Consider the following 12361-nt stretch of genomic DNA (forward strand, 5'->3'; position numbering starts at 1 on the left):
CGCACGGTGGCTCCGTCGCCGGTCACGCGGGCGCGGAGCCGGCGTCCGTCCCCCCGGGGCCGTCGTGGCGCTCGAACCGGTGCTCCCCGTGGTGCCGGGCGGTGGAGAGCTCGTGGTGCCGGGCGGTGGAGAAGGGGTGCAGCGGGTCGGTGAGCACGCGGTACACGAACTCCGCGGCCGTGCAGGCGAACCGCTGCCACGAGCCTGGGCCGTCGCCCCGGGCCACCACGGGCCACCGGTCGGGGTCGGGGTCCTCGGTGAGCCAGAAGAACTCCGCGTCCGACTCGAAGACCCCCCACTGCAGCAGCCCGCCGGGCGCCGGGTGGACCGCGTACGGCTTCCACAGGTTTCCGCCGTCCTGCCCGGCCGGTCCGCCGAGCCACCGGGCGTTGCGGACGAGGTCTCCCTCGGGGTGATCCGCGCCGGGCACGAGGAGGTGGAGAAGACCGTCGAAGGCGCCGTGCCCGAAGGTCTCCGCCAGCCGCCGGTAGTCGCCGGGCAGCCGGGTCCCGAGAGCGTCCTCCACCGTCGGCCAGTCGATCGCGCGCGTACGACCGGCGCCCCACCGGGTGACGGCGACGACCCGGTCCACCCAGGACGTCACCTGCGACAGGTCCACCGCCGGATCCTCCCGCTCGGCGACGACCACGACGGTGCGCACACCGCCGTCGAGGCGGGCGGCGCCGCAGCCGATCCACCGGCCCACGTCCGTCCACGCCCGCATCTCCACGACGCGCTCGCCGAACGGCGCCAGCAGCGGGAGCCCGGTCCGGTCGGTCGCCCTCGGGTCGGCGTACCCGCCCATGGCGAGACTGCGGGACCGCCCGAACCGGGCGGTGAGCGCCCGGCGGAGCTCCTGCCGCAGCGCCGGAAAGCCGTTCCCGTCCGCCACCAGGCACGTGTGGCCCGCCAGGTGCCCGGCCACCTCGCACCGCAGGCGCCCCGCGTCCGTCCGGGTGAGGCGGTCGACGGCCGAGAGGAGCGCTTCCCGTTGATCCATGCCGGCATTGAAGCGGACACGACCGACATGCCAGGGGCGCATCACGCGGTTCAGCCCGCCAGGCCGAGGGCGAAGACCGCGAAGCCCGCCGCGAGGACGCCGGCCGCCACGCGCGGCCCCACCGAGCCGCGGCCGGTGGGCCACGGGGCCTCGAACCGGCGCGCGTACCGCGCGATCGCCACCAGGAGCACCGCGAACACCGGCAGCCAGAGCAGCCGCGCCGCGATCCAGGGCAGCGAGTCGGGCGCCTCCGTCAGACCGGGGACCGTGCCCAGGAAGGACCGCGCGAGCGATCCGGAGGCCGCCACCGTGAACATCGCGGTCTGGTGCCAGCAGAGGATCGTCATCGCGGACAGGTTGATCACGACGACCGGGGCCCAGAGGGCGGGCCGCCGCAGGGCCCGGCCGATGCGGTCGCGGAGCAGGATCGCCGCACCGCTCTGCGCCGCCGCGAGGGCCAGCACCAGCAGCGACGGCGGGTGCGAGTTGGTGCGGGACTCGCCGGGGACGCCCACCATGGACGCGGGGTAGTCGAAGACCAGCAGGAGCGTCGCGAACAGTGCTGTGCCGCCGACCAGGAGCACCCGGGCGTGCCGCGCGGTGAGCCGGTTCCCGCCCCAGCAGACGCCCAGCTGGTAGGCGAACATCCAGCCCGGCAGGATGTTCAGGACGCTCAGCCAGGACGGCACGGCCTCCGCGTACGGGCCGTAGCGCAGGAGGTCGACGACGGCGACCACGGCCGCCAACGGGAAGGCGGACCGGACGCCGAGGCGTTCGGCGGCGCGGACGCAGTACGGCGTGAGGGCGGTGATCAACGTGTACACGCCGACGAACCAGAGGGGCTGGATCACCAGCGTCGAGCCGGTCCGCAGGGTCGTGACCGGCACGCCGAGGACGTACAGGAGCGGGACCAGCGCGCCCCACACGGCGGTCACGCCGAGCACCGGCCTGCCCAGCCGGGCCACCCGGCCGCGCAGCCACGTGCCGCGGGACCCTCCGCGCTCCAGCGTCCGGCGGTACGAGACGACCGAGGCGTACCCGCCGACCAGGAAGAAGACGCCGAGCATCTGCAGGACCCAGCTCATCGGCGCCAGGAAACCGAACGCCGAGAGCGGGCTGGCGTTGCGCAGGGCGCCGTCCGGGTCGTGCGTGAAGCCGCCGAGCAGCCAGTGGCCGGTCGGCACGGCGAGCAGCGCCAGGGCGCGCAGGCCGTCGACCGCGCGGTCCCGGTGGGCGGGCGTGCGGGCCTCGACGGCGGCGGCCGCCCGGGCCGCCCTGTCCCGGAGGCCGGCCGGTGCGGTGCGCGCCGTGTCCGCCGGCGCCGACGGGGTGCGGTGGGTCGTCACGCCGCCACCCCCAGGGCGATCCGGGCGAAGGCCCGCAGCGAGTCCGTGCCGGGCACGAAGTAGCCGGTGTGGCCGACCGCCCCGCCGGCCGGCACCCGCCGGGCGCCGAAGGCCGGGTCGGCCGGGTCGGAGCCGTGCCCGAGGCCCAGGAACTCGACGTGGGGCACGTTGTCGATCCAGTCCCCGGGGGCCTTCGCCGCCCACACCCGCGCCCCCGTCCGCAGCTCCGCGACGGTGTCGGCACGCATGCCGGGCGACCCGGCGACGACCAGGTCGGCCACGGGCATCCGGTGCGCCGCCAGTCCGCAGACCACGGAGCCGTAGCTGTGGCAGAACACGGCGGGCCGTGGCGAGCCGGTGGCCACCAGGCCCCGCACGAACCGCGCCAGGCGGGGCGCGCCCGCCTCCGCGAGACGGCCCGTGGCGGCGTCCGGTCCGAGCCCCACCGGCGTGGTGTACCCGGCCCACGCCACGACGGCCGTGCGGCGCCCGGTGGCGGCGTGCAGCGCGCCGGCCATGCCCGCGGGCGTGCCGTACCGGTCGCCGGCACGGTCGAAGGTGTCCAGGTCGATGTCGGAGCCCGGCACGATCACGGCCACGTGTTCGGCGCCGTCCAGGTCGCCGAACACCTCGGCCACCTGCCCGCGTCCGCGCGGGTCGAAGGCGAGGATCCGGCGCCCGTCCCGCTGCCCGCCCAGCAGCCGCTCGTAGCGTTCGGCGCGGGCGCGTGCCGCCTTCCGCTCCCAGGGGCCGGCCGCCGGGTCCCGGGCCAGGGCCAGCTGCCGGTCCCGCTCCCGCGTCAGCGCCAGCGCGTTCGCCTCGTACCGCAGCGACAGCGGCGCCCCGTCGAGATTGCCGACCACCAGGGCGTGCCGGCGGACGAGCGCCCGACGCCGCTCGTCGTCGAGCCCGGCGAAGAACGCGGCCACCTCGGCGGGCGTCGCCGTCGCCGGATCGGGCAGCGGCACCGGGCCGCGCTCGGCGCGCCAGGCGGCGGCGCCCGGCACGGCACCGGTGACCGCCCGCTGCTCGGTGCCGGCCGCCCATCCCGTGGTGCCGGCCACCACCGACGCCGTGATCACGGCCGCGACCAGCGTCCTCCTGCCGCGCCTCTTCCACCGCTCGGCACGTGGCCCCATGACCCGTCCCCCTGTCCCGTCCGCTCCGTGTGATGACGGAGGGAAGGTAGGAAGGGGCCCTGCCGCGGGACGTCACACCGGGGAGCCAAGTCGGGTGTCGTACCCAGGGGTGGCCGGGGCGGCGCGGATGCTACCCGGGTAGGGGGTGCGCGGAGCGCGACCGCACCACGGCCGCCCGGCGCCCGCCGTCAGGCGGTGTCTCCGGGCGCGACCAGCCCCGACTCGTAGGCGAAGACCACCGCCTGGGCCCGGTCCCGCAGGTCCAGCTTGGCGAGCACCCGCCCCACATGGGTCTTGACGGTCTGCTCGGCGAGGACCAGCCGCCCCGCGATCTCCTGGTTGGAGAGCCCGCGGGCCATCAGCTGGAGCACCTCGGTCTCCCGCGGCGTCAGCCCGTTGAGGCGCAGCGAGGGCTTCCCGCGGGACGGGGCGGGGCGCTGCCGCGCGAAGTCCGCGATGAGGCGGCGCGTCACCGACGGCGCGAGGAGGGCGTCGCCGGAGGCCACCACCCGGACCGCGGAGATCAGGTCGGCGGGCGGCGCGTCCTTCAGCAGGAAGCCGGAGGCCCCGGAGCGCAGCGCCTCGTAGACGTAGTCGTCGATGTCGAAGGTGGTCAGCATCAGGACCTTCGGCCGGTGGACGACACCCGGCGGGGGATCGAGCAGCGCCCGGGCCGCGGCCAGTCCGTCCATCTCCGGCATCCGCACGTCCATCAGCACGACGTCGGGGTGGGCCGACCGGCTGACCTCGACGCCCTGTCGCCCGTTCGCGGCCTCGCCCACCACGTCGATGTCGGCCTGGGCGGAGAGCAGGGCGGCGAAGCCCGCGCGGACCATGGCCTGGTCGTCGACGATGATCACACGGATGGTCACGAGGAGCCCTTCGGGAGGTCGCGGTCGCGGGGGTTGCCGGGGTCGCCAGGGGCGCCGGGGTCGCCAGGACCGCCGGGATGGCCGGGGTCGCCCGGGTCGCCGGGGCCGTCGGGGCCGTCGGCGGGGTCGGGGCGCAGGGGGATGCGGGCCGCGACGCGGAACCCGCCGTCGGGCAGCGGTCCCACGTCGAGCGTGCCGCCGGTGAGCCGCACCCGCTCGCGCATCCCGATCAGGCCGTGACCGGTACCGCCGTGTTCGAGCGGCGTCACCGGCTCGGCGGCGGGACCGTTGACGACCAGCACCGTCAGGTCGGCGCCGTCCCCGCGCACCGACACCGTGGTCGGCGCCCCGGGCGCGTGCCGCACCACGTTGGAGAGGGCCTCCTGCACGATGCGGTAGGCCGACAGGCCCACCGCCTGCCCCACATCGCCCACGTCCGCGGCGAGGGACAGCCGGGCGGGCACCCCGGCCCGCACGGTGGCCTCGACGAGCTGCTGCAGCTTGTCGAGGCCCGGCTGCGGGGCCCGCTCGCCCCCGGAGTCCTCGTTGCGGAGGACGACGAGCAGCCGCCGCATCTCCGCCAGCGACTCCCGCGCAGCCGCGGCGATGCTGCCGAACTCCTCCACGGCCTCGGGCGGCAGCCCCTGCACGCGGTACGGCGCGGAGTCCGCCTGCACGGTGATCACCGACATGTGGTGCGCCACCACGTCGTGCAACTCCCGCGCTATCCGGGCACGTTCCTCCAGCAGCGTGCGCCGTGACCGCTCGGCCTCGCTGATGGTCTCCTGCTCGGCGAGCCGTTGCCGCGCCTCGCCGCGTGACCGCAGGGCATAGGTGAGGACCAGCGTGACGCCGCTGAGCACGAACAGCAGCAGATGGATGCCGTCGCCCCGCTCCTGCCCCGCGGCCTCGAACGCCAGCCCGGCCGCGCCGGTGGCCAGCCAGACGGCGGTCAGGGTACGGCGCGACTCACGGAGCCCGAGCAGCACCATCAGCAGCGGATAGCCCACCACCACCATGGGCGTCCAGGGCCAGGAGCGGCCCTCCGTGCCGGGCGCCGCCATCAGCGCGAGGGCGCCCAGGACGTCCGCGGTGAAGATCACCCACCAGGCGGGCAGCGGCCGGGTCAGGGCGAGGAGGAGCGGCGCGGTCTGCGCCGTGGCGAGCGCGCCCGCGGTCACCCCGTTCACCCCGTAGTCCTGGACGAGGACGGTGACCGTGACGGGCAGCAGGGACGCCACGAAACCGAGGGCCACCAGGTACGGCACGGCACGAACCCACTGCCGGCGGGCCCCGGAGAGCGGAGGCGCGCCGGGGGCGGAAGGGGTGACGAGCGCCTGCCCGAACTCCCGCAGCCCCTCGCGCAGCGCACGCCACCACCCTTCCCCGGGCGGAGGTTGGGGGTGAAGCGGTCGCGATTCCATGGGGTGATCAGGGTAGGCGGACCGGGCGAGAGGTGTCACCTCCACCACCGCGGCCGGGCGTCACCGCCGGTCTCCCCGGGGTTACTCCCCGATCGCCCCGTCGGCCAGTTCCCGCACGACGTCCAGATGCCCGACGTGCCGGGCGTACTCCTGCAGCACGTGGAAGGCGATCCACGAGAGGGTGGGCGTGGGAGCCGAGGTGAACCGGCCGCCGAGCGCGCCCCGCGCCTCCAGCGGATGCGCGGCGAGGATCTCCCGGGTGCGCTCCCCGCCCGCGTGCAACCGCGCGACCAGCTCCCCTGCGGTCACACCCTCCGGCACCGCCCAGCGCCCGCCGTCCCGGCCGCCCTCGTGATCGCCCCAGGGGTCCTCCACGGGCTCGGCGAGGAACCCCCAGACGAACCACCGCCGCTCCATGTGCACCAGATGGGCCAGCAGTTCCAGCGGCGTCCAGCCGGAAGGCAGCGCGGAGGACCGCAGCCGCTCCTCGGAGAGGCCCCCGACCTTCCGCGCCGCGGCGGCGCGGTAGTAGTCGAGGTAGGCGACGAACTGGGCGGACGGGTCGGGGGTGTCGAGCCGGGGCTCGGCGTCGGAGACGGCCATGCCGCCACGCTACGACACCGCGCCGCCGCACTTGACCTCAACCTTGCTCGAGGTCGCACGCTCGTCGTATGACCACCACGACCGCGCACGTACACCCCCGCACCTACGCCGACCTGCCCCGCCTGATGGGCCTGATGACCGGCGACGAGAAGCACGGCCCCGCCGCCACCTCCACCCTGGACGTCCTGTGGGTGCTCCACGACCGCGTCCTGCGGGTCTCGCCCGAACGGGCCGAGGACCCCGACCGGGACCGGTTCCTGCTCTCCAAGGGACACGGCCCGATGGCCTACTACGCGGTCCTCGCCGCCAAGGGCTTCCTCCCCGAGGAATGGCTGCCCGGCTTCGGCGCGTACGACTCGCCGCTGGGCCACCACCCCGACCGCACCCTGCTGCCCGGCGTCGAGATCGGCAGCGGATCGCTCGGCCACGGCCTGCCCATCGCCGTCGGCGAGGCCCTGGGACTGCGCGCCCAGGGACGGACCGGCCCGGCCGTCTGGGCGCTGATCGGCGACGCCGAGCTCGACGAGGGCAGCAACCACGAGGCCGTCGCCTTCGCGGGCCCCGCGGCCCTGGACCGGCTGCACGTGGTCGTCGTCGACAACGCCTCCGCCAGCCACGCCCGGCCCGGCGGCATCGCCGCCCGCTTCGAGGCGGCCGGCTGGTCCGTGGCCACGGCGGACGGCCACGACCACGAGGCGCTCCACGCGGCCCTCACGCGGCCCCACCCCGGCCGCCCGCACGCCCTCGTGGCGCGCGTGCGGCCCCGCGACGCCTGACCCCGGGCGGACCCCCGCGCGACGAACGCGGGCACGACGAACCCCCCCGCGCGGCAAAGGCACGCGCGGCCGAGCAGCCGAACGAGAACGGGAGAACCCTCAGATGGACACCATGCGCGACCGCTTCAGCCAGGTGACGACCCAATTGCTCGCCGAGGACCCACGCGTCGCGGTCGTCCTCGCGGAGATCGGCCGGGACGGCTTCGCCGAGGCCGCCCGCCGCCACCCCGAACGGGTGATCAACGTCGGCATCCGGGAGCAGCTGCTGATCGGCGCGGGAGCGGGCCTGGCCCTCACCGGCATGCGACCCGTGCTGCACACCTTCGGCAGCTTCCTCGTCGAGCGGCCCTTCGAGCAGGTCAAGCTGGACCTGGGACACCAGGACGTGGGCGCCGTCCTGGTGAGCGCCCTCGGCTCCTACGACTGGCCGGCCGGCGGCTTCACCCACATGTCACCCGGTGACGTGGCGCTGCTCGACACCCTCGACGGCTGGACCGTGCACGTCCCCGGACACCCGGACGAGGCCGAGACCCTGCTGCGGCACGCGGTCGCGGCCGGCGACGACAAGGTGTACGTCCGGTTGTCCGCCCAGTCCAACACCGTGGCCCGCCCCGTGGACGGCGCCGAGTTCCTGACCGTGCGCCGGGGCCGCGCGGGCGTGGTCGTCGCCGTGGGACCGATGCTCGAGGCGGTGACGGAGGCCACCGAGGGACTGGACGTCACCGTCCTGTACGCCACCACCGTGCGGCCCTTCGACGCGCGGGCCCTGCGCGAGGCCACCGGGGCCGCGGGCTCCGACGTGGTCCTGGTCGAGCCCTACCTGGCCGGCACCTCCACCACCGCCGCGGCCGAGGCCCTCGCCGACGTCCCGCACCGGATCCTCGGCCTGGGCGTGGGCCGCCGGGAACTGCGGCGCTACGGCACGATGGCCGAACACATCGCCGCCCACGGCCTCGACGCCCCCCGGCTCCGCGACCGGATCACCCGATTCCTCGACGGGAACCACCGCCGACGATCATGATGGGCAGCGGACCGCCGGCCCGCCGGCCCGGCAGTCCCGGCAGTGAGGAGAGCGTCGATGCCCGAGACAGAGATGCCGCCCGCCACGGCGCAGGGCGGCCCCTGGGACGGCGTGGACGGCGAGGCGCTGCGCCGCGCCGTCCGGGCGCAGGAGGACAGGCCGGTCGCCGGCGTCGAGGACATGGCGTCCTACCTCGCGGCCCAGGTGGACGACACCTCGCACCGGGAGGTGCTCGGCCCGCTCCTGGACGGCGGCGGCCCCGGCGGGCTCGTCGAGCGGCGGGGCACGGTGATCGCCGCCTGGGGCGACCCGGACCGCGTCGAGATGGCCTACAGCGCCACCAAGAGCGTGCTGTCGCTGGCCGCCGGCCCGGCCTTCGACGACGGGCTGCTCCGCCTCGACGAGCCCGTCTCCCGCACGCTCGACCTCCCGCAGTTCGCCGAGGGCCACGCCCGGGACATCACCTGGCGCCACCTGCTCGACCAGACCAGCCAGTGGGAGGGCGAGCTGTGGGGCAAGCCCACCCACGTCGACGCCCAGAGCGTCACCAGGAACGCCGGCCCCGCGGGAGGGCCGCCCGGCACGGGCTGGGCGTACAACGACGTCCGGGTCAACCTCGCCGCCCTCGCCCTCACCGCCCTGTACCGGCGCCCCCTCCCCGAGGTACTGCGGGAGCGGATCATGGACCCGGTGGGCGCCTCGGACACCTGGGCCTGGCACGGCTACCGCGACTCCGTGCTGCGCCTGGGCGGCACCACGCTGCCCGTCGTCTCCGGCGGGGCGCACTGGGGCGGCGGTCTGTGGATCACCGCCCGTGACCTCGCCCGCATCGGCCGGCTCTGCCTCGACGGCGGCCGGTGGGACGGGCGCCGGGTGCTGTCCTCGCGCTGGATCGAGGAACTGTGGACACCCGGCGCCGTCAAGGAGGACTACGGCCTGTCCTGGTGGCTCAACGACCACCGCACCGTCTGGCCCGGCGCGCCCGCCACCGGCCGCTGCGCCCGCGGCAACGGCGGCGCCCACCTGCTGTGGGTCGACCCCGCCCGCGACCTGGTGCTGGTCTCCCGCTGGGGAGCCGAACCGGGCCTCCTCCTGGAGCAGGTCGCGGCGGCGGTCAGCGAGGGCTGAGATCAGCGGGGGCTGAGGTCGGAGGGGGTGGCTGAGGTCAGCGGGGGCCGGCGTACTCCTCCAGGAGGCGCCGCTCCCGCTCCGCGCCGAGCCCCGCGCGCCGGGGGCGATCCAGGCCCGACTCCCGCTCCCAGGCGAGGGTGTCCGCCATCAGCTCGGCGTACGGGCGGTGCCGCAGCCCGGCCGCCCGGGCCGCCGAGCCGTCGCGGGCCATCCAGCCCTCCCAGCCCTCCTCGACCAGCCACAGCGGCAGCGAGTCCTCGCCCGCCCACTCGGCGACGCCCCGCTCCAGCAGCCACGCGGACGGGGCGCTCACCACCGGACCGGTGTGGCCGCCCGCCGCCCGCGCCAGCTCGACCCACTCGGCGAAGGGGATCACGGGGCCCACGCTGTCGTAGATCCCGGTCAGGCCCCGCTCCGCCGACTCCACCAGCCACAGGGCCAGGTCACGGACGTCGACCACCTGCACCGGGCTCCGCGGCACGTCGGGCACCAGCATCGGTTCCCGCGGCGCCCGCGCGGCACGCGCCACCCAGTAGCCGGCCCGGTCGCTGGCGTCCCCCGGGCCGCCGATCAGCCCGGCCCGGGCCACCAGCAGCCGGTCCCCGACGGCCGCACGGCACGCCGCCTCGCAGGCCACCTTGGCCTCCCCGTACAGCTCCCGGTCGACCTCCTCCCGGTCGGTGGGGGCCAGGAGTTCGGCCGACTCGTCGTCGCCGAGCGCCGCGTGCGAGGCGTAGACGTTCCCCGTGGAGACGTACGACCAGTACCGGGCACGGTCACCCAGCGCCTTCAACGCCCCGCGCACGAAGGCGGGTTGCCAGGACACGTCGAAGACCGCGTCCCACTCCCGGTCCAGCAGCCCCTCGTACGCCGACGCCTCCGCGCGGTCGGCCGCCACCAGCCGCGCGCCCTCGGCGACCTCGCCGCTCTTCCCGCGCGCCAGGCAGGTCACCCGGTGCCCCCGCTCCAGCGCCTGCCGCGCGATCTCCCGGCCCAGCCATGCGGTCCCACCCAGAACAAGAATCTCCATGTCCCCGACCCAATCAGGGAGTTCGGTCGCGGGCCAAGGGAATCTGCCCAGGGCAGACGGCTGTCCTGGCCGGCGTCGTCCGCCGCGGGGGCGTAAAGGGATCCGACCGCGGGCTGCCCCGCGCACCCCGGCCCCACGTCCGAATCCGCGCCCAGGTGACGGAACGCGAGCACGGGCCGCCGGAAGCCCTCCAAGGTGAGCGGGGACCGCGCCGGGGAGTAGGAGAACCCGGCCGCCCGCAACGCCGCGAGCGCCGCACGACCGGCGGGCGAATCCGCCCATGGTGTCCGCCGCGAGCCGGGCTCCGTCGGGCGGGGCGGTCAGGAGGGCGAGGTCCAGGTGGTGGCCTGGCGCACCAGACGCCGGACCGGGCGGCGCAGGTGCGAGGGCAGCCGGCGGACCAGCGCTCCGCCGCCGCGGCGGACCAGCGGGTGGGCCGCCGCGTGCCACACCACCCGGCGCGGGACCCCGGGGCCGGGGGAACGGCCGACCAGCAGCCGCAGTTGCCCTCCCGTGCCGGTCCACGCCGGGGCCACGGCGCGCGAGGGGGAGCCCACGAGCGCGGGGGGCAGCACCGGCCCGCGGCCGCCCGCGGTGAGGCGGGGCCGCCGCCCCACGCCGAGCAACTGCCCGTACGCCCACACCTCGTGAACCCCGGGCTCCAGGCACGGTTCGGTGGTCAGCGTCAGCGGGTCGATCGCGGTCTCGCCCGAGACGACCACCCGGTGGCGTCCGCCGCCGACCGGCTCGGTGCGGGGGCTCATGTCGGCGTCGGGGAACCACCACCGGTCCCGCACCGTGTCGTGGACCAGCAACTCGCCCCGGGCGTAGGCCAGCGGGTGCGGGACCTCCCAGTCGCCCGCCCCCTGGACGCCCTCCAGCAGTTCGGGGTCCATCACCAGGCGCCCGTGCCGCTCCACCAGGGTCAGCGGCTCGCCGTCGGGGCGGAGCATGGCGATCGTGGTGGAGATGAGCAGCCTGCCGTCCCGCCAGCGCATGCCGTCCACCGTGACCTGCGGGCGGATGCCCCTGATGCGGCGGGCCAGTTCGACCAGCGAGTCCAGCCGGCCCTCCTCGAGCAGGGTGGCGCGCAGACGGGTCAGCGCGGGCAGCCCCTCGCGCACGCCCGGCGGGTAGCACTCGAGCGCCATCCGCCGCACCACCTCGAAGTGGCGCTCCAGGTCCGCGCCGGTCCGCTGCAGCACCCGCGGTTCGGTCACCGGCCGGAGCAGCTCGACCCGGTAGGAGCGGCGCAGCAGGAAGTCCTGGAGCGGCCCCGGCTCCGTGCCCTGCCTGATCGCCTCCACCACGGAACGGAGGTGGCCGTAGTACACCTCCGGGGTGGTCGCGCCGCCGCTGTTGTTCCCGCCGTCCTCGCGGCGGTTCCACACGTAGCAGGGGTACGAGCCGAGGATGGAGACCGTCTTCGCCCGCACGTAGGCGCGGGCCATGAAGAGCTGGTCCTCGAGGCGGACCCGTCCCTCGGGGAACTCGATGCCGTGCTCCAGGAGGAAGGCCCGCCGGAACATCTTGTGCGGCGTCAGGCTCTCCATCAGCGGCATGTCCTCGACCGAGCAGCGCTCGACGTCCCGCTTGTAGAGGCTGTGCGGGCCCTGCATGGTGCCGATGGTCCGGCCCATCACGATGTCGGAGCCGTTGCGGACCCCCATGCGGTGCAGCCGGTCCAGCGCCTCGGGCGTCAACTCGTCGTCCTGGTCGACGAACTGGACGTACTCGCCGCGCGCCGCCCGCACCCCGACGTTGCGCGGCTTGCCGGGCCAGCCGGAGTTCTCCTGGTGGATCACCCGCACGTGCGCGTACTTGGAGGCCAGGCGCTCCAGCCGCTCGGCGGAGTCGTCGGTCGACCCGTCGTTCACGTAGACCACTTCGTACGACTCGGGACCGAGACTCTGGTGGAGCAGGCTGGGGGCGGTGCGTTCGACGTACGGACCCGCGTTGTAGACGGGAACCACGACGCTGACCTTGATCATGTGACGTCCATGCGGAGTACGGAGGCGT

The 12361-nt window shown here is 75.7% G+C and carries 11 protein-coding genes; 3 read left to right on the top strand and 8 right to left on the bottom strand.

Annotated elements, in window-relative coordinates; genetic code table 11:
• Positions 1-22: 22 nt before the first annotated feature.
• From ACWD3O_RS29985 to ACWD3O_RS30010, 6 genes are all read right to left on the bottom strand, one after another.
• Positions 23-1000, bottom strand: coding sequence for a hypothetical protein (locus tag ACWD3O_RS29985; RefSeq protein ID WP_451418068.1), 978 nt, complete (start codon positions 998-1000; stop codon positions 23-25).
• A gap of 50 nt (positions 1001-1050) precedes the next feature.
• Positions 1051-2346, bottom strand: coding sequence for an acyltransferase family protein (locus tag ACWD3O_RS29990; protein ID WP_451418069.1), 1296 nt, complete (start codon positions 2344-2346; stop codon positions 1051-1053).
• A complete protein-coding gene (locus ACWD3O_RS29995) occupies positions 2343-3485 on the bottom strand; it encodes an alpha/beta hydrolase (RefSeq protein ID WP_451418070.1) in 1143 nt (380 codons plus the stop codon). Before ACWD3O_RS29995 ends, ACWD3O_RS29990 begins: the two co-directional genes overlap by 4 nt.
• Before the next feature lie 188 nt (positions 3486-3673).
• Positions 3674-4357: a response regulator gene (locus ACWD3O_RS30000; RefSeq protein WP_451418071.1), complete on the bottom strand. Its 684-nt coding sequence runs from the start codon at positions 4355-4357 to the stop codon at positions 3674-3676.
• Positions 4354-5781, bottom strand: a complete 1428-nt coding sequence (locus ACWD3O_RS30005) for a sensor histidine kinase (protein ID WP_451418072.1) — start codon at positions 5779-5781, stop codon at positions 4354-4356. The genes ACWD3O_RS30000 and ACWD3O_RS30005 overlap by 4 nt, the downstream gene beginning before the upstream one ends.
• A gap of 81 nt (positions 5782-5862) precedes the next feature.
• Positions 5863-6384 (bottom strand): DinB family protein, encoded by a 522-nt coding sequence (locus ACWD3O_RS30010; RefSeq protein WP_451418073.1) that lies wholly within the window; start codon positions 6382-6384, stop codon positions 5863-5865.
• Between the two features lie 68 nt (positions 6385-6452).
• Here ACWD3O_RS30010 and ACWD3O_RS30015 point away from each other — a divergent pair, with 68 nt between their 5' ends.
• The 3 genes from ACWD3O_RS30015 to ACWD3O_RS30025 all read left to right on the top strand — a co-directional run bounded on the left by ACWD3O_RS30015 (position 6453) and on the right by ACWD3O_RS30025 (position 9309).
• The gene (locus ACWD3O_RS30015) at positions 6453-7160 is read left to right on the top strand and encodes a transketolase (RefSeq protein ID WP_451418074.1); all 708 of its coding nucleotides are present in this window, start codon (positions 6453-6455) and stop codon (positions 7158-7160) included.
• Between the two features lie 103 nt (positions 7161-7263).
• Positions 7264-8181, top strand: coding sequence for a transketolase family protein (locus ACWD3O_RS30020; RefSeq protein WP_451410067.1), 918 nt, complete (start codon positions 7264-7266; stop codon positions 8179-8181).
• A 57-nt stretch (positions 8182-8238) separates the two neighbouring features.
• Positions 8239-9309 (top strand): serine hydrolase domain-containing protein, encoded by a 1071-nt coding sequence (locus ACWD3O_RS30025; protein ID WP_451410068.1) that lies wholly within the window; start codon positions 8239-8241, stop codon positions 9307-9309.
• A gap of 37 nt (positions 9310-9346) precedes the next feature.
• Here ACWD3O_RS30025 and ACWD3O_RS30030 read toward each other — a convergent pair whose 3' ends face one another.
• Entirely contained in the window at positions 9347-10342 is a 996-nt protein-coding gene (locus tag ACWD3O_RS30030) for an NAD-dependent epimerase/dehydratase family protein (protein WP_451410069.1), read from the bottom strand.
• Between the two features lie 320 nt (positions 10343-10662).
• On the bottom strand, positions 10663-12333 hold the full coding sequence (locus tag ACWD3O_RS30035) for a glycosyltransferase (RefSeq protein ID WP_451418075.1): 1671 nt from the start codon (positions 12331-12333) through the stop codon (positions 10663-10665).
• Positions 12334-12361: the final 28 nt, after the last annotated feature.

Source organism: Streptomyces sp. NPDC002640, from assembly GCF_053592575.1.

Bases quoted from the DNA above. Each gene is read 5' to 3' on its own strand.
- ACWD3O_RS29995 (WP_451418070.1), bottom strand. From the start codon at position 3,485: ATGGGGCCACGTGCCGAGCGGTGGAAGAGGCGCGGCAGGAGGACGCTG.
- ACWD3O_RS30025 (WP_451410068.1), top strand. From the start codon at position 8,239: ATGCCCGAGACAGAGATGCCGCCCGCCACGGCGCAGGGCGGCCCCTGG.
- ACWD3O_RS30005 (WP_451418072.1), bottom strand. From the start codon at position 5,781: ATGGAATCGCGACCGCTTCACCCCCAACCTCCGCCCGGGGAAGGGTGG.
- ACWD3O_RS29985 (WP_451418068.1), bottom strand. From the start codon at position 1,000: ATGGATCAACGGGAAGCGCTCCTCTCGGCCGTCGACCGCCTCACCCGG.
- ACWD3O_RS30015 (WP_451418074.1), top strand. From the start codon at position 6,453: ATGACCACCACGACCGCGCACGTACACCCCCGCACCTACGCCGACCTG.
- ACWD3O_RS30030 (WP_451410069.1), bottom strand. From the start codon at position 10,342: ATGGAGATTCTTGTTCTGGGTGGGACCGCATGGCTGGGCCGGGAGATC.
- ACWD3O_RS30020 (WP_451410067.1), top strand. From the start codon at position 7,264: ATGGACACCATGCGCGACCGCTTCAGCCAGGTGACGACCCAATTGCTC.
- ACWD3O_RS30010 (WP_451418073.1), bottom strand. From the start codon at position 6,384: ATGGCCGTCTCCGACGCCGAGCCCCGGCTCGACACCCCCGACCCGTCC.
- ACWD3O_RS30035 (WP_451418075.1), bottom strand. From the start codon at position 12,333: ATGATCAAGGTCAGCGTCGTGGTTCCCGTCTACAACGCGGGTCCGTAC.